The organism is Synechococcus sp. CCY9202 (assembly GCF_034931685.1).
In the GTDB taxonomy this organism is placed as follows: domain Bacteria; phylum Cyanobacteriota; class Cyanobacteriia; order PCC-6307; family Cyanobiaceae; genus CBW1002.
Genome location: NZ_JAYGID010000052.1, coordinates 31,352 through 47,593, shown reverse-complemented (window position 1 = coordinate 47,593; position 16,242 = coordinate 31,352). Strand labels below are relative to the sequence as shown.

Genomic DNA, 16,242 nt, shown 5'->3' with positions numbered 1-16,242 from the left:
CCGCCCATGCCCAGCACTGAGGCCCAGCGCGCCGAGGGTGTCCATCCCCTGGTGGATGCTCTGGCCGAGAGAATCCGCCAGCAATGGGCGCTCCTGCCGGAGCTGGCACCGCTGGCGGTGGACCCAGCCCTGGAGGCCATCACCGGCAGCCTCGATGGCGAGCACCTGTTCATCCGCAACGAACTGCGTCAGTGCCGTGGGCTGCGCAAGCTGCACCTGGAAACGGCACGGTTAGGGGCCGGCCTGCAGATTCTCCACTGCGTCTTCTTTCCGGATCCTCGCTACGACCTGCCCGTCTTCGGCGCCGACATCGTGGCGGGGCGCGGCGGAGTGTCGGCCGCCATCGTGGATCTCTCTCCGGTGCGTGGGGATCTCCCTGAAGGAATCGATGCAGCCCTGGAGGGGCGAGAACGCCACACCTATGAAGGCGAACGGGAACTACCCCCGTGGGGCTCGATCTTTTCCCGGCACGTGCGCTTCGTGAGGCCGGCCCATCCCCAGGAAGAGGAGTGGTTCATCGAGGAGGTGGCCTGTTTCCTGCAGATCCTGGGCGAGGCGATCAGGGGCACGGAACCGCAATCCAGCCAACATCCGAATACGATCAAGCGCTGGGCTGGTCAGCTCCACTATTGCAAGCAGCAGAAACAAAACGACAAGACCAGGCGGGTCCTGGAGAAAGCGTTCAACCCCGAATGGGCCGACCGCTACATCGAGGAGCTGCTGTTCGACGACCCGGCGCCGCTTTGAGTCTCGGAGGGCTCCACTCCCGCCCCCTGGTCCTGGGTCTTGGCCTGCTGGTGCTGGTGCTCGGCGGAGTGATCCTGTTGCGACAACGGTCCACGCCTCCGGCCCGACCTGCTCCGGCCCCTGCTACTGCCACGACCCAGACGCTGGAGGCGGTCTCCGCCCTGGGCCGGCTTGAGCCGGACGGTGATGTGCGCAAGCTGGCCGAACCGATGAACGGCATGGGGGGGAGCCCACGCATCCAAACCCTGCTGGTCGAGGAAGGCGATTTGGTGCGGCGCCAACAGGTTCTGGCCACCTTCGACAGCCGACCTGGCCTGCTGGCTCAGAAGAATGTGCTCATCACCCGGATCAACAGTCTCCAGAATCAACTGGTGCTGCTGGAGCGGGAAACCAGCCGCTACCGCCGCCTCGCCAGCGCCGGAGCCACCGCCACTGGTGATCTGGAGGTGAGGGAGATCAAGCTGCTCGAACTGAAAGGCAATCTCGACGAGGCCCGATCGGAGCTGCGCCGGGTCGAAACCGACCTGGTGGACAGTGAACTCAGGGCCCCGATCGATGGCACCGTGCTGCACATCTGGACCCGGGCGGGCGAGCGTCCGGGGGCGAACGGCATTCTCGAGCTTGGCGGTGGCACTGGCATGGAAGCCATTGCCGAGGTCTACGAGAGCGATATCGACCGGATCAGGCTGGGGCAGAAGGTGCGGATCACCAGCGAAAACGGCGGGTTCAGTGGCAGCCTGGCCGGCCGCGTGATCCGGATCAGCCCGCAGGTGCGCCAGCGGGATGTGCTCTCCACCGACCCCACCGGCGATGCCGATGCCCGGGTGGTGGAGGTTCGTCTGGCGATTGATCCAGCCGATATGGAACGGGTGCGTCGCCTCGCCGGCCTCAAGATCGTCACCCGCTTCGAGAGCTGAGGTGGATCGGATGCAACCCCTGGCGGCACTGGCTTCGCTGTGGTCGTCCAGGCGCATTCCGATGTCCTGGCTGCTGCTCACCCGTCAGCCGGCCCGGTTGGCCGTGGCCCTGGCGGGCATCTGCTTCGCCGGCATCCTGATGTTCATGCAGTTCGGCTTCAGCGACGGACTGTTCGATGCCAGTGTCACGATCCACAAGCTCTTCGATACCGACCTGGTGCTGCTGAGCCCCCGCTCCAGCAGTTCGGTGAGCATGGCGGGCTTCCCTCGGCGCCGGTTGGTTCAGACCCTGGCCGATCCAGATGTGGCCGGGATCACCCCGGTGCACTGGAGCCTGCTGCTCTGGCGCAATCCCCAGACCCGGGCCACCCGCTCCCTCCTCACCCTGGGCTTCGAGCCCGACGACCCCCTGTTCACCGATCCCAGCCTGGCTGCCAAGAGCCAGGTGCTGACCCAGCGGGGTCGGGTGCTGTTCGATGAGCTGTCCCGGCCGGAATTCGGCCCTGTGGCCGAATGGTTCCGCCAGGGCCGGCTGGTCGAGAGTGAAATCTCCGGCAAACGGGTGCGGGTGGCGGGGCTGGTGGCCCTGGGAACCTCGTTCGGCGCCGATGGCAATCTGCTGACCAGCAGCGAGACCTATCTCAGCCTTCTGCCCGAAACGCCACCCGGCAGCATCGAAGTCGGTCTGATCCGCCTGCGACCGGGAGCCGACCCCGCAGCTGTGCAGCGTCGCCTGGAGGCGGCCCTGCCGCAGGACGTGCGCGTCTACACCAAGCAGGGCTTCATCAACTTCGAGATGAACTACTGGCGCGACAGCACCTCGATCGGCTTCATCTTCACCCTCGGTGCGGCAATGGGCTTCATCGTGGGCTGTGTGATCGTTTACCAGATCCTTTATTCCGACGTCAGTGATCACCTGCCCGAATACGCCACCTTGATGGCCATGGGCTACCGCCTCTCCACCCTGCTGGGCGTGGTGGCGCGTGAAGGTTTCTTTCTGGCGATCCTCGGCTACCTGCCGGCCTACGCCGCCGGCGAGGGCCTCTACGTGCTGGTGCGCAACGCCACCAACCTGCCGGTGGGCATGGACACGCCTCGGGCGGTGCTGGTCTTCGGCCTGATCCTGGTGATGTGCATGGGCTCAGCGGCCCTGGCCATGCGCCGGTTGGCCGATGCCGATCCAGCTGAAATCTTCTGATGCTCTTCTCTGAATCTCTGTTCTGAATCTCTGTTCAGGACCTCCTTTAAGACCCTTCCGTTCCCCTTCCCCGGCCATGTCCGTCGACCCTCTTGCCCCCGCGAATGCGCCCCACCAGGGCGGCCCCAGCGTGGCGCTGCGGGGCCTGAGCCACTGGTACGGAAGCGGCGCCATGGAACGGCAGGTGCTGCAGGGGATCGATCTGGAGATTCATCCCGGCGAGGTGGTCCTGCTCACGGGGCCATCCGGCTGCGGCAAGACCACCCTGCTCACCCTGGTGGGGGCCTTGCGCCAGGTGCAGGAGGGATCGGTGCGGGTGCTCGGCCAGGAGCTGCTCGACTCCAACAGGCGCCAGCGTCAGCGGCTTCGCCGTCAGATCGGCATGATCTTCCAGGGGCACAACCTGCTGGGCTTCCTCAGCGCTGAGCAGAACGTGCAGATGGGCTCCGACCTGCTCCCCGGTCTCGGCTATCGCGCCCGCCGCGACCAGGCCCGTGAATGGCTGCGGGCCGTGGGCCTGGGCGATCACCTCGGCAAGCTGCCCCACGATCTGTCCGGTGGCCAGAAGCAGCGCGTGGCGATCGCGCGTGCCCTGGCTTCCCATCCGCGCCTGCTGCTGGCCGACGAGCCCACCGCCGCCCTTGACAGCCGCAGTGGGCGTGAAGTGGTGGAGCTGCTGCGGGGGCTGGCCCGGGAGCAGGGCTGCGCGGTGCTGATGGTGACCCATGATCCCCGCATCCTCGATGTGGCGGATCGTCTGGTGCGGATGGAGGATGGCTGCCTGCAGGAGCAGGCAGATCCACGGCCGCTGGTGATTGCCACGGCCTGAGCCAGGTCTGGAGCGGGGTGTTGGGCTGGGCGGTGTTTCGGGAATCCCCAGCCGGACGGTGTCTGACGATTGGCTAGGGTTGAAGTTCAGTCATTTCCACTTACCGCAGGCCGTATGTCCAAGCGCAGGAATCTCAAGAAGGAAAAACAGGAACGCAATCGCGCTTACGCGCGCAAGTTCAAGAAGCGCAAGCTGCGCAACGATGGCCGCGGTGAAGGGGCCGGCAATGGCGTGACCGGCACGGCCAACAATGGTGGTGCCGCTGATTGAGTCTGGCTGACTGCTGGACCCAGAGCATCGAGGATCCTGCGGGATCCTTTTTTTTCGCCCGACTGTTTGCCCGGCTGACTGTTTGCCCGGCGCCCGCCCGCTCGCTTCCTTCTCACTGGCGCGCCTCTTGTTCAGCGCCTCGCTGCTGCCTCTGGTTCTGCAGAGCCGAGCCACGTCCCTCCTCCTGTGCGGCCATGTTTCTGAGCGTCGTCATCCCCACCTACAACCGCCTGCCGATCCTGCGGAAGTGCCTGCTGGCACTGGAGGCTCAGCAGCTGGCAGCGCCGGTTGAGGATTTCGAGGTGGTGCTGGTCGACGACGGCTCCACCGACGACACCGTCACCTGGCTTGAGCAGCAGGCCGATCTGCTTCCCCATGTGCGCCTGATCCGCCAGGAACACGGAGGCCCGGCCGAAGGGCGCAACCGCGGTGTCGATCATGCCCACGGCGATGTGATCGTGTTCATCGACAGCGATCTGGTGGTGCTGCCCGACTTCCTCTGCTGCCATGCCCGCGCCCTGCAGCGCTGCTGGCAGAGCCGCGGCGACAAGCTCTGCTTCACCTATGGCGCCGTGATCAACACCGCCAACTTCGAGGAACCCACCAGCGAACCGCACAAGCTCAACGACCACTCCTGGGCCTACTTCGCCACCGGCAACGTGGCGATCGATCGGGAGCTGCTGGAGCGCGCCGGCCTGTTCGACACCAGCTTTCGCCTCTACGGCTGGGAGGATCTGGAGCTGGGGGAACGACTGCGCAGGCTTGGTGTGGTGCTGGTCCGTTGTCCTGAAGCCGCCGGCTATCACTGGCATCCGCCCCTGAGCCTTGAGCAGATCCCTGATCTGATCCGGGTCGAACGCGAGCGGGCCAAGATGGGGCTGGTGTTCTTCCGCAAGCACCCCACCCGGCGGGTGCGCTTCATCATCCAGTACACCTGGCTGCATCGCGCCCTCTGGGAGCTGCTCACGCTGGGTGGTCTGCTCAATGAACGCAGCCTCAGACCTCTGCTGGCCTGGCTGATTCGCCATGGCAAGGCAGGGCTGGCGATGGAGCTGCTGCGGCTGCCGCTCAACCGCATCGGCGTGCGGGCGCTGTATGGGGAAGCGCGCCAGGCCTGAGGGGCTGTGGAGCCAGCAACACCATTTGATACGGTGTCTGGGTCCTATTCACCGCACACCTGTCCGTTTCGGGTGATCGGGCATGACGTTGCCAATCCCTCCTTCCAGGGTAGTTGGCGTCTTTCAGTCATGCCAACGGATCCCAGGCAGGTGGAGGCCAACCCGAAACTTCCCGATTCATGGCTGTTGTCACCCTTTCCGAAATGATGGAGGCGGGTGCCCACTTTGGGCACCAGACCCGCCGCTGGAATCCCAAGATGTCGCGCTACATCTATTGCGCGCGCAACGGGGTCCATATCATCGATCTCGTGCAGACTGCCGTCTGCATGAACAATGCCTACAAGTGGGTGCGTAATGCCGCCCGCAGCGGCAAGCGTTTCCTGTTCGTGGGCACCAAGAAGCAGGCCTCCGAGGTGATCGCCATTGAGGCCACCCGCTGCGGCGCGTCCTATGTGAACCAGCGTTGGCTGGGCGGCATGCTCACCAACTGGACCACGATGCGGGCCCGCATCGACCGCCTCAAGGACCTGGAGCGCATGGAGAGCTCCGGTGCCATCGCCATGCGCCCCAAGAAAGAAGGCGCTGTCCTGCGACGTGAACTGGAGCGTCTGCAGAAGTATCTGGGTGGCCTGAAGAACATGCGCCGCCTGCCGGACGTGGTTGTTCTGGTGGACCAGCGCCGTGAGACCAACGCGGTGCTCGAGGCCCGCAAGCTGGACATCCCCCTGGTGTCGATGCTCGACACCAATTGCGATCCGGACCTCTGCGACGTGCCGATTCCCTGCAACGACGACGCCGTGCGTTCGGTGCAGCTGGTGCTCGGCCGCCTCGCCGATGCCATCAATGAAGGCCGTCACGGTGCGCAGGACCAGCGCGGTGCCGACGACGAGAGCTGAGTCGTCTCGAACAAACCCGGTTACACCATCGTCGTCTGAACTGTCCGCCCTGGTGGTGGACGCGATCCAGAGGGGGAGAGTCTGGCGGCCTCTCCTCCATTCCTCATTTCCTCTTTCGAGAGACTCGGGCGCTACGCCACGCCAGTTCGCCGGTCCACCGCATTGGCGCTGGCTGGTCACACGGGTCTGCCGCGACGCCCAGGCGGCTTCAGACACTGGGCACCTTTCCTTCCTTTCCACCCCACCCATGGCTGAGATTTCAGCGAAGCTTGTCAAGGAACTGCGCGACAAGACCGGCGCAGGGATGATGGACTGCAAGAAGGCCCTGGCCGAATCCGCCGGGGACATGACCAAGGCCAGCGAGTGGCTGCGCCAGAAGGGCATTGCCAGCGCCGAAAAGAAAGCTGGCCGCACGGCCGCTGAGGGCGCCATCGGCAGCTACATCCACACGGGTGCCCGTGTTGGCGTGCTCGTGGAGGTGAACTGCGAGACCGACTTCGTCGCTCGAGGCGAAGTGTTCCAGGAACTGCTGCGCAACGTCGCCATGCAGATCGCCGCCTGCCCGGGTGTGGAATATGTCGCCGTCGACGACATTCCTGCCGAGATCGCCGAGCGCGAGAAGGCGATCGAGATGGGCCGCGATGACCTGGCGGGCAAGAAAGAGCAGATGAAGGTGAAGATCGTCGAAGGCCGCATCGGTAAGCGTCTTAAGGAGATGGCCCTGCTGGAGCAGGCCTTCATCAAAGACAACACCCTGACCGTGGCGGAACTGGTCAAGCAGGTGGCCGGCAAAGTGGGCGAAAACATCCAGGTGCGTCGCTTCACCCGCTACACCCTCGGCGAAGGGATTGAAGTGGAGCAGTCTGACTTTGCCGCCGAAGTGGCCGCCATGTCCGGCAAGGCAGCCTGAGCCGCTGATCACTCCCGACTCACCGATGTCCCTGCTCGAAGCCAGACGAACCCGTCTGGCCCTGATCGACCAGGTGAAACGTGGCAATGCCAAGCGATACAGAGCCTTGGCCCTGTATCTCCAGGTGCTGCGCGAAGGCCTGCTGAACCGGATTCAGCAGGCCTGTTTTCATCTGGCCACGCAGGTTTTTCCCCAACGCTATGCCGCTCTGCGGCCGCCCCAGCGTCTGGAACTGCATCGCCGTCTTGAGGCGCTGGTGGAACGGTGCAGCACCCTGCTCACGGTCGAGCAGCTCGCGGTTCTGGCTCACCAACAGGCCCAGCAAAAGATTGCTCGCAGTCAGCGCCAGCAGCGCCGGTTTCTGCAGTCGCTGCGTGACTCCGTCGAGGAGACGGTGCAACCTCCTGAGCGAGAGCAGCTTGAACCACTGCCTCAGGGGTCGATCCGTCTGGGACTCGATCTGCCCCTGTCCACTGATCTGTTGGCCGGCCAGGAATTGTTCACCTCCGGGCTGCCATCACCGCTGGCAGCTTCGGAAGCAGCGGCCCGTGGAGCCGTTTCCATCGATCAGCCCAGCGACGCCGAGGGGCCTGCTGATCCAGACAGCGATGTGTTTGACCTCGAGGGGCTTGATGACGGCCTCGACGACGGACTGGATGACGGCCTCGCAGAGGAGGATCTGGAGATCCCTGGGGTGGAGTCCCCCGGATCATCCGATCCAGAGTCCGAGGGCTCCCATTCGGCCTTGATGGCGGCCTTCGGGCAGTTGCTGGAGGCTTCCCTGCGTGATGGTCCCGCCGGCCTGAGTGACCAGACTCGATCCGGTCGTGTTGATCAACAGGATCAAGCTCAGTCTAATCAGTTTCGCTCGGGTCTTCCTGAATCAGCTCTGCCTGAGATTGATCAGCCTGAGACTGCCCAGGATGAGCCAGGTCAGCTTGCGCCGGACTCCACCACACAAGAGTCTCTCTGGACTCAGGGATCGTTGCCTGCGGATCCTGTGGGGCTGACGCTGTGGTTCGAGGGCATGGAGGCGGCGCTGACACGCCGGCTGCGCAATCTCTCCCATGCGATCAATGTGGAGTTGCTGCGCCTGGGGCTGATCCGCAGCCTGCTGCCTGTGAACCTGCTTGATGCGGTGCTGCAGGGCCAGGTGGATACCCTGCCAGCGGGACCCAACCTGGTACGACTGGCTCTGTCCTTCCCCGATCCAAGTGGGCAGGGCGGTCTCGAGTCGATCGCGCTGTTGTTGCGTTCGGCTGATCTCGAACTGGAGCTGCCCAGCCTGCGAACCTGCCGGCGAAGGCTGGAGCAGATGCTGCAGGAGGATCGCAGAATGGCTGAGCAGTTTCGCCGTCTGGAGCGGCGGATCCAGGTGCTGGAAGCCGAGGTTCTGTGGCTGGAGGACAACAACAGGCTGAATCCAACTCAGGAGCCATCCCCACAGGAGATCTCCCAGCGGGAAGGCTCCCCGCAGGAGCCACCGGCGAGCTGAACGCGGAGCGGTGGCTCCGGGATCTGCAACAGGCCCTGCGCCTTGAGGTGGAGCGGGGTTGTGTCGATCTGATGGGCCGTCAGCAGCGCTTCAGTGCCTTTGCGGCGGAGTGCTGGCAGGCGGTGCCGCTATCGCTCCGGACGGAGGAACGGAGCCAGGCCCGGAGTTTTGCCGAGGCCTTCGCCACCTATGGCCAGTTGAGTGTGGCCCGCCGTCAGAGCCTGGTGCGCCGCTGCCGCCAGTGGCTGCACGACTGGCAACGGAGCCGGCAACCCAGCAGCCCCGTGGCTCCACCCCGACTGCGGCTCTCCCCCGATTCCTGCCAGGCCCCGCGTCGTGGCTCCGGGCGGCTGCAGCTCGACACCCCCCTGGCACAGATGCCCGGCGTCGGGCCGAAAACCGCCGCTCGCCTGGCGGCCCTGGGACTGCTGCTGGCCAGAGACCTGCTGCACTACTACCCACGCGACTACCTCGACTACGCCCATCTGGTGCGCATCTCCGCCCTGGAACCGGGCCGAACCGCCACGATCGTGGCCAGCGTGCGGCGCTGCCATGCCTTCAACAGCCCGCGCAACCCCAACCTCTCGATCCTCGAGCTGCATCTGCAGGACTGCACCGGTCGTCTGCGGGTCTCCCGTTTCTTTGCCGGAAAACGCTTCGCCTCGCCGGGCTGGCTGAAGGGCCAGCAGCGTCTCTATCCGCCGGGCGCTGATGTGGCTGTGAGCGGGCTGGTCAAGGACAGCCCCTACGGCCCCTGTTTCCAGGATCCGCTGATCGAGGTGCTGGAGGACCCCCGTGCCCTGGTGCGATCCGAGCAGATCGGCCGCATGGTGCCGGTCTATGGCCTCACCGAAGGGCTGGGTGCCGATCGGCTGCGTCAGATCGTGGCAGGGGTGCTCGGCCTGGCGTCGGCTCAGCCCGATCCATTGCCCCTGGCGATCCGTCAGCACCACGCGCTGATGGAACGGTCCGGCGCCCTGGTGGCGATCCACCGTCCTACCGATGCAGCCCAGCTGCAGGCGGCCCGGCGGCGTCTGGTCTTCGATGAGTTCCTGTTGCTGCAACTGGCGCTGTGCCGCCGCCGGCAGGAGTTCCGCAGTCGGATCGCACCGGTGCTGCAATCTCCGGCCGGCGGCGCCACTGATGGCACGACCGGCACTGCCAGTCCAACTCCCACTCCCACGTTGGTGGAGCGCTTCCTGGACCTGCTGCCCTTTCCCCTCACCGATGCCCAGCAACGGGTCTTGAGCGAGATCCGCCGCGACCTGGCCCGCCCCCAGCCCATGGCCCGCCTGGTGCAGGGGGATGTGGGCAGCGGCAAGACCGTGGTCGCCCTGGCGGCCCTGCTGATCGCCGTCGAGGCCGGTTGCCAGGGGGTGCTGATGGCCCCGACGGAAGTGCTGGCCGAGCAGCATGTCGCCAAGATCGGTGCCTGGCTGCCGCAGCTTCATGTCAGCAGCGCCCTGCTCACCGGATCCACTCCGGCGGCGCGGCGGCGGGAGCTGCTCCAGGACCTGATCAACGGCCAGCTGCAGGTGCTGGTGGGAACGCACGCGCTCCTGGAAGACCCGGTGCAGTTCCAGCGGCTGGGTCTGGTTGTTGTGGACGAGCAGCACCGGTTCGGCGTGCGTCAGCGCAACCGTCTGCTGGCCAAGGGCCTGCAGCCCCACCTGCTCACGATGACGGCCACGCCGATTCCCCGCACCCTGGCGTTGTCGTTGCATGGCGATCTGGACGTGAGCCAGATCGACGAGCTGCCCCCCGGTCGCCAGCCGATCCGGACCCGCTGCCTGCGTGCCAGCCAGCGCCATGAGGTTCATGCCTTGATCCGGGAGCAGGTGGCCGCGGGGCAGCGCGCCTACGTGGTGCTGCCCCTGGTGGAGGAATCGGAGAAGATCGACCTGCTCTCGGCGGTGGCGGTGCACCGGCAGCTTCAGGAGGAGGTCTTCCCCGACCTGCAGGTGGGTCTGCTGCATGGCCGGCTCGGCAGCGACGACAAGCAGAGGGTGCTCACGGCCTTCGCCAACGGCGACTGCCAGGTGCTGGTCAGCACCACGGTGGTGGAAGTGGGGGTGGATGTGCCGGAGGCGAGCGTGATGGTGATCGAGCATGCCGAGCGCTTCGGACTGGCTCAGCTGCACCAGCTGCGCGGCCGCGTCGGTCGTGGCAGCGCCGCCTCCCAGTGTCTGCTGATCCATGACGGCAACAGCGCCCTGGCACGGCAGCGGCTGGAGGTGCTGGTGGGCAGCAGCGATGGCTTTGCCATTGCCGAGATGGACCTGCAGTTGCGTGGGCCCGGTGCGGTGCTCGGAACCCGGCAGTCCGGTCTGCCGGATCTGGCCCTGGCCAGCCTCACGGACGATGGCTCCGTGCTGGAGCTGGCCCGGGATGTGGCCCAGGCGTTGATCGCAGCGGATCCCAATCTGGAGCACCATCGTGGCCTGGCCGAAGCGCTGGCGAAGCAGCGGCAGCGGCAGCTGGAAGCGGCCCGCTTGAATTGAGCGGGTGGCAATTCTGCCAACCCCCTGCTTGATTCCCCGATGCTGCGTCCCTGGAGTGCCATCCCGATCGATGACGCTGGCGAGCCGCTCGAGGCGCTGCCGATGGCGCTGCTGCGGCTGGAACCCCATCCGTACCAGGTGCTTGGCGCCCCCTATGGCACGGCGGAAGGGCCCTTTCGCCTGCGTCGCGGTGTGATCGAGCGGCTGTTGCAGGCTCAGGAACAGCTGCAGCGCCACCACCCGGGCTGGAGGCTTGCCATTTTTGATGCCTGGCGGCCGGTGGCCGTCCAGAGCTTCATGGTGCGCCATACCGTGATCGAGGAGTGTGGTCGACTGGGCTTGGATCCAGCTCCGGCACTCGCCCTGGTACAGGGCGACGCAGAGGCCGACGCCATCGCCCCTGCCCAGCGGCAGGTGGTGGAGCAGGTGGGTCGCTTCTGGGCTCCACCCAGCGACGATCCGGCCACGCCACCGCCCCACAGCACCGGAGCAGCCGTGGATCTCACCCTGGCGGACTCCGCCGGAGTTCCTCTGGCGATGGGGGGCGCCATCGATGCGCTCGATGCTGTATCGGAACCCGATCACTACCGGGCCGCCGCGGAGCAAGACCCCTCGAGTGAGGCGGGCACCTGGCAGCGGCGACGCCATGGGCTACGGCAGGCGATGGAGTCGGCCGGGTTCCGGCAACACCCCAATGAGTGGTGGCACTTCAGCCACGGCGACCAGCTCTGGGCCTGGCGGCAGGGAGCTGCACAGGCCCGTTACGGGCGCTGTCTGGATTGATGGGCTGCGGCAGGCCTAACGGGCTGGGGCCGTGGGGCCTGAATGCAGGCCGAGCTTGCGGCGTAACTGGGCAGCCTGGCCGGCACTGAGCAGGCCCTGGGAGAGGCAGCCATCAATCGTTCGGCTGGTCATGTCCGCCTGCATCCCGCGCAGCTTCTGTTTCACGGCCTCTGGCTGGTCGGCGAAGGGCGCCAGATGCCGCTGGTACGCCGCGGTGATCGTGCTCACCTGACAGGTCTGCTGATCGGGCTGGTAAATGGTGGGCTTGCCGGGTGGACGGGGCGGTTTGGCCGGTTCCGCCAGGGCGGCCGTTCCGATCGACAGACAGACAACCGCCAGCAGATACAGCTGCCGGGCCCTGGGCATCAGACGACGCTGGGTGGAACGGTGCTGCTGCATGACCCGGAGCGGGATGAGGAGATGGGAACGGATACGGGCTGAGCTGATCAGTCTCAGAGGCTGGCAGCGGTCAGCAGATCACGCACGGCTGCATCGCCTTCACGGGCCACGAAGTCGCCGAAGCTGCGCCGCCCTCCCCGTTCAGCCCAGGCCCTGAGAAGCGGCTCCAGGGTGGCCTCAAGATTCTCAAGAGGCATGCGCTCCAGGTAAGGCTGGGCCAGCCGGGTGAGGTTGGGCGAGCCGCCGAGCCAGAGCTGGTACTGATCGACGCCACTTCCCACCAGACCGATTTCCGCCATGTACGGCCGGGCGCAACCGTTCGGGCAGCCGGTCATGCGCACAAGAATCTGCCGATCAATGCCGAGCCGGCCCAGAAGTGCCTCCAATCGATCCAGTACCGCCGGCAGGATGCGCTCCGATTCGGTGATCGCCAGTCCACAGGTGGGCAGGGCTGGGCAGGCGATCGCGTGGCGGGCAAGCAGCGGCGGCGCCTCCGGCGTTTCGAAACCGAGATCAGCCAGGGCCAAGCGCAGGCTGGCCCGCTGGCTGGTGCCGATGTTGCAGAGCAGCAGGTCCTGGTTGGGAGTGAGGCGCACCTCCAGCTTGAAGGTATCGACAAGCTTGCGGAGGCCCAGCTTGAGATCTCCCTCGAGGCGGCCACAGAGGACGGGCAGTCCCACGAACCAGAGGCCACTGCTCTGACGATGCCAGCCGAGGTAGTCGGTGAGCTTGGTGGTGGGCTCCTGGCGCAGACCCTTGATCGGATGGGAGAAGTAACGCTGCTGCAGTTCGTCGCGGAACCAGGCGATGCCGCGGTCGTGGATCAGATATTTCATGCGCGAGTGGCGCCGCTGGTGGCGGTCACCGTGATCGCGCTGCAGGGCCACGATCGCCTGCAGAAGATCGAAGATCCCATCCGCCGCCACATAGCCGAGCGGATCGGCGATGCGGGCAAAGGTTTCCTCCTTGTTGTGGGTGCGGCCCATGCCGCCTCCCACATACACGTTGCAGCCCTGGGGACGGCCGGAAGGATCGGTGAACAGCACCAGGCCCACGTCCTGGGTGAGCAGGTCAACGGAGTTGTCACCGGGAACGGTGACCGCCACCTTGAACTTCCGCGGCAGATAGGTGGTTCCATACAGAGGCTCTTCGGGCGTGCCGCTGTAGATGTGGCCGTCCACCTGCCGCTGCCGCGCCTTGCGGACCGGAGCCGCCGCTTTGATGCGGTAGCTGAGGTCGCCATCCACCCAGAGGTCCAGGTAGGTGCCCTCCGCAGCCTGGGGAGCAAGCAGGTCGGCGATCTGATCGGCCAGCTCTCGGGCCGCTGGATAGCCACCCTTCTCAAAGGGAGCGGCGGGGGCCATCACATTGCGGTTGATGTCGCCGCAGGCCGACAAGGTGGAGCCCAAGGATCGGATGATCGTGCCGATCACCTCCTTGATGTTCCCCTTGCGGATCCCATGCATCTGGAAGGCCTGGCGGGTGGTGATCCGCAGAGTTCCGTTGCCGAGCCGGTCGGCCAACGTATCCAGGGCGAGATAGAGATCGGTGGGGATACGACCACCCGGGTTGCGCAGGCGCAGCATCAACTGCCAGTCCTTCTCCTTGCCCTTCTCGCGGTTGTCGCGGTTGTCCTGCTGGTAACTGCCGTGGTACTTGAGGATCTGAACGGCGTTCTCACTGAAATGTGAGACACCATTGACCAGTTCCGTGGCCAGAGGTTCTCGCAGAAAGCCGCTTTCGCGTTTGAGACCCTCCAGCTTGGACGGGGCTTTGGCGGCAATGGCTGGATTCAGGCTGGTCTCGGATCCCGTCTCTGCCTCAGGGGTCGACACCGCCGACGCGCTGGCGGGGGCCGTCGTCTTGGGCATTGCGGATCCGGCGGGCACGGGAAGGACTCGAAACTAGCGAATGGTGTGCCAAACAGAGGGGTCGTCCCCACACCGTTCAATACAGTCGTCCATTGCTGTGGCTGGAGCGTGTCCACCTTCCTGCTGGAGATCGGTACCGAGGAACTGCCCGCCGACTTCGCTCAATCCGCCCTGTCTCAGCTGGAACAGCTGGTGAGCGCCGATCTGCTGGTGAGCCGCCTCAGCTTTGGGCGTGTGCGCTGCCTCGGCACACCGCGGCGGCTGGTGGTGCTGATCGATGGACTTGCCGAACGGCAGGAGGATCTGGAGGAGGAACGCAAGGGGCCCCCTGAAGCCCAGGCCTTCCGGGATGGTGCCCCAACAGCGGCGGCCATCGGCTTCGCCCGCCGTTGCGGCGTGGCCGCCGAGCAGCTCGAGGTCCGGGACACCCCCAAGGGTCCCTTTGTCTTCGCCCGCATCCTCGACCCGGGCCGTGCCGCTGCGGATCTGCTCACCGACCTGGTGCCGGCCTGGATCAACGGGCTTCAGGGCCGTCGTTTCATGCGCTGGGGCGAGGGCGACGATCGCTTCAGCCGGCCGATTCGCTGGCTTGTGGCCTTGCTGGGCGAGAACGTTCTGCCGGTGACGCTGTCGGGCAGCGATCCCCAGGTGACAGCGGGAAACCGCAGCCGCGGGCATCGCCTCTCCGGCGCCGATGTGGCCATCGCGTCAGCAGAGTCCTATGAGGCCGCTCTCGCGGCCTCTGGTGTGGTCGTCGATCGCCAGATCCGTGCCGATCAGATTCGCCGGATGATCGAAGTGGCTGCCACTGCCCTATCGGCCCAGGCCGATCTGCCGGAGGAGCTGTTTGAGGAGCTCACCGACCTGGTGGAGGCGCCGCTGTTGATCGAAGGGGCCATCAGCGATCACTCCCTGGACCTGCCACCCGAGGTGCTCAGCACCGTGATGCGGGCCCATCAGCGCTACGTGCCGCTTTATCAGCTCACGGCGGAGCGCGATCCCCTGGCCCTGGAGGCCCGCTCCAGCCTGCTGCCTCGGTTCCTCTGCATCGGCAATGGCCTGCCCGAAGCCACAGACACCGTGCGCCGGGGCAACGAGCGCGTTCTCAAAGCCCGCCTCGCTGACGCCGCCTTTTTCCTCGAGGCCGACCGGGCCGTGGCCAGCATCGATCGGCGCGATCAGCTGCACCGGGTGGCCTTCGCCAAGGGACTGGGCAGCCTGCGGGATCGCTGCGAGCGGCTGGAGTGGTGCACCGATGTGCTGCTCGAGCAGCTCGATCTGCCGGCCGTCACCGCGGATCACGCCCGCCGTGCTGCCCATCTCTGCAAGCACGATCTGGTCAGCCAGATGGTGGGCGAGTTCCCCGAGCTTCAGGGGGTGATCGGGGGCAAATATCTGCTGGCCGAGGGAGAACCGCGGCCGGTTGCTTTGGCGGTGTTGGAGCATTACCTGCCCAGGGGAGCCGGCGACGCTCTGCCCGGCTCCGATGCCGGCGCCATTGTTGCCCTGGCTGAACGGCTGGAACTGCTGCTGAGCATCTACGCCAAGGGAGAACGCCCCAGCGGTTCCTCCGACCCCTACGCCCTGCGCCGCGCCGGCAACGGCCTTCTTCAGATCCTCTGGGAGCGCAACTGGATTCTGGATCTGCATGCCCTGCTCCATCGGGCTGCAGGCCATTGGGCCGAGCTGCTGCCCCACTTCGCGGTGGATCCGCAGGCTCTGGCCGCCGAACTGGGCGACTTGCTGCGGCAACGTCTGATCAGCCTGCTGGAGGAGGAGGGCATCGATGCGGATCTGGTGCAGGCGGTCGCCGGGGATGCGATGGCCCTGGAGCGGGTGCTCAGGGATCCGGCCGATGCCCGGCGGCGGGCCGAGTTGCTGCGCAGTCTTCGGGGTTGCGGCACCCTTTCGGCCCTGCAGGCGGTGGTGACCCGAGCCGCCAGGCTCGCCGCGAAGGGAGATCTGGACCCCTTGGTACTGAATCCGGCTGGGGTGGTGGAGGCGCAGCTGTTCGAAACGAGCAGTGAAGTGGCCATGCTGGAGGTGCTGCAGCAGCTCGAACCCCTGGCGGTCGCCAGCTCCCTGAGCGGCAAGCAGGACGGCTATCAGGCACTGGCCGATGGCCTGGTGGGCAGCGCCGAAGTTCTGGCCGCCTTCTTTGATGGCGACGACAGCGTCCTGGTGATGGTGGACGATCCGGCCGTGCGCCGCAATCGCCTCAATCTGCTGGGGGTGCTGCGCAATCAGGCCACCGTGCTGGCCGATTTCAGCCGGATCAGCGGCTGAGATCGGATCTGATGCTCGTTTG

At 66.0% G+C, this 16,242-nt stretch carries 14 protein-coding genes; 12 read left to right on the top strand and 2 right to left on the bottom strand.

All coding sequences use genetic code 11. The annotated features are described in order from the left end of the window. Positions 1-6: 6 nt before the first annotated feature. The 11 genes from VB777_RS07295 (at position 7) to VB777_RS07245 (ending at position 11,664) form a co-directional block, all read left to right on the top strand. Positions 7-747, top strand: coding sequence for a phycocyanobilin:ferredoxin oxidoreductase (locus VB777_RS07295; protein WP_323248006.1), 741 nt, complete (start codon positions 7-9; stop codon positions 745-747). Further along, positions 744-1,664: an HlyD family efflux transporter periplasmic adaptor subunit gene (locus VB777_RS07290; protein WP_323248004.1), complete on the top strand. Its 921-nt coding sequence runs from the start codon at positions 744-746 to the stop codon at positions 1,662-1,664. Before VB777_RS07295 ends, VB777_RS07290 begins: the two co-directional genes overlap by 4 nt. A 10-nt stretch (positions 1,665-1,674) precedes the next feature. Next, a complete protein-coding gene (devC, locus tag VB777_RS07285; protein ID WP_416238324.1) occupies positions 1,675-2,862 on the top strand; it encodes an ABC transporter permease DevC in 1,188 nt (395 codons plus the stop codon). Between the two features lie 76 nt (positions 2,863-2,938). Then, on the top strand, positions 2,939-3,691 hold the full coding sequence (locus VB777_RS07280) for a DevA family ABC transporter ATP-binding protein (RefSeq protein ID WP_323248000.1): 753 nt from the start codon (positions 2,939-2,941) through the stop codon (positions 3,689-3,691). Between the two features lie 114 nt (positions 3,692-3,805). Then, positions 3,806-3,961, top strand: a complete 156-nt coding sequence (locus tag VB777_RS07275; RefSeq protein WP_011293689.1) for a hypothetical protein — start codon at positions 3,806-3,808, stop codon at positions 3,959-3,961. 194 nt (positions 3,962-4,155) lie between these two features. Beyond that, on the top strand, positions 4,156-5,079 hold the full coding sequence (locus tag VB777_RS07270) for a glycosyltransferase family A protein (RefSeq protein WP_323247998.1): 924 nt from the start codon (positions 4,156-4,158) through the stop codon (positions 5,077-5,079). Positions 5,080-5,258: 179 nt separating this feature from the next. Next, a complete protein-coding gene (gene rpsB / locus VB777_RS07265; RefSeq protein WP_197155394.1) occupies positions 5,259-5,975 on the top strand; it encodes a 30S ribosomal protein S2 in 717 nt (238 codons plus the stop codon). Positions 5,976-6,222: 247 nt separating this feature from the next. Continuing rightward, entirely contained in the window at positions 6,223-6,885 is a 663-nt protein-coding gene (tsf, locus tag VB777_RS07260; protein ID WP_197155396.1) for a translation elongation factor Ts, read from the top strand. Between the two features lie 25 nt (positions 6,886-6,910). Beyond that, complete coding sequence (locus tag VB777_RS07255) at positions 6,911-8,380, top strand: hypothetical protein (RefSeq protein ID WP_323247996.1); 1,470 nt, start codon at positions 6,911-6,913, stop codon at positions 8,378-8,380. Beyond that, complete coding sequence (gene recG, locus VB777_RS07250; RefSeq protein ID WP_323248118.1) at positions 8,377-10,881, top strand: ATP-dependent DNA helicase RecG; 2,505 nt, start codon at positions 8,377-8,379, stop codon at positions 10,879-10,881. The genes VB777_RS07255 and recG overlap by 4 nt, the downstream gene beginning before the upstream one ends. Positions 10,882-10,920: 39 nt before the next feature. Then, on the top strand, positions 10,921-11,664 hold the full coding sequence (locus VB777_RS07245) for a M15 family metallopeptidase (RefSeq protein WP_323247995.1): 744 nt from the start codon (positions 10,921-10,923) through the stop codon (positions 11,662-11,664). Positions 11,665-11,679: 15 nt separating this feature from the next. Here the strand turns inward: VB777_RS07245 and VB777_RS07240 are convergent, their stop codons facing one another. Both VB777_RS07240 and sir read right to left on the bottom strand, forming a co-directional pair. Next, the gene (locus VB777_RS07240; RefSeq protein WP_323247993.1) at positions 11,680-12,063 is read right to left on the bottom strand and encodes a hypothetical protein; all 384 of its coding nucleotides are present in this window, start codon (positions 12,061-12,063) and stop codon (positions 11,680-11,682) included. A gap of 53 nt (positions 12,064-12,116) precedes the next feature. After that, positions 12,117-13,934 (bottom strand): sulfite reductase, ferredoxin dependent, encoded by a 1,818-nt coding sequence (sir, locus tag VB777_RS07235; RefSeq protein ID WP_197155411.1) that lies wholly within the window; start codon positions 13,932-13,934, stop codon positions 12,117-12,119. Between the two features lie 108 nt (positions 13,935-14,042). Here sir and glyS point away from each other — a divergent pair, with 108 nt between their 5' ends. Continuing rightward, positions 14,043-16,220, top strand: coding sequence for a glycine--tRNA ligase subunit beta (gene glyS, locus VB777_RS07230; protein ID WP_323247992.1), 2,178 nt, complete (start codon positions 14,043-14,045; stop codon positions 16,218-16,220). Positions 16,221-16,242: the final 22 nt, after the last annotated feature.

Excerpts from the sequence above, each read along its gene's own strand:
- VB777_RS07295 (WP_323248006.1), top strand. The coding sequence starts at position 7 with ATGCCCAGCACTGAGGCCCAGCGCGCCGAGGGTGTCCATCCCCTGGTG.
- devC (WP_416238324.1), top strand. The coding sequence starts at position 1,675 with ATGCAACCCCTGGCGGCACTGGCTTCGCTGTGGTCGTCCAGGCGCATT.
- VB777_RS07280 (WP_323248000.1), top strand. The coding sequence starts at position 2,939 with ATGTCCGTCGACCCTCTTGCCCCCGCGAATGCGCCCCACCAGGGCGGC.
- VB777_RS07275 (WP_011293689.1), top strand. The coding sequence starts at position 3,806 with ATGTCCAAGCGCAGGAATCTCAAGAAGGAAAAACAGGAACGCAATCGC.
- VB777_RS07270 (WP_323247998.1), top strand. The coding sequence starts at position 4,156 with ATGTTTCTGAGCGTCGTCATCCCCACCTACAACCGCCTGCCGATCCTG.
- rpsB (WP_197155394.1), top strand. The coding sequence starts at position 5,259 with ATGGCTGTTGTCACCCTTTCCGAAATGATGGAGGCGGGTGCCCACTTT.
- tsf (WP_197155396.1), top strand. The coding sequence starts at position 6,223 with ATGGCTGAGATTTCAGCGAAGCTTGTCAAGGAACTGCGCGACAAGACC.
- VB777_RS07255 (WP_323247996.1), top strand. The coding sequence starts at position 6,911 with ATGTCCCTGCTCGAAGCCAGACGAACCCGTCTGGCCCTGATCGACCAG.
- VB777_RS07245 (WP_323247995.1), top strand. The coding sequence starts at position 10,921 with ATGCTGCGTCCCTGGAGTGCCATCCCGATCGATGACGCTGGCGAGCCG.
- VB777_RS07240 (WP_323247993.1), bottom strand. The coding sequence starts at position 12,063 with ATGCAGCAGCACCGTTCCACCCAGCGTCGTCTGATGCCCAGGGCCCGG.
- sir (WP_197155411.1), bottom strand. The coding sequence starts at position 13,934 with ATGCCCAAGACGACGGCCCCCGCCAGCGCGTCGGCGGTGTCGACCCCT.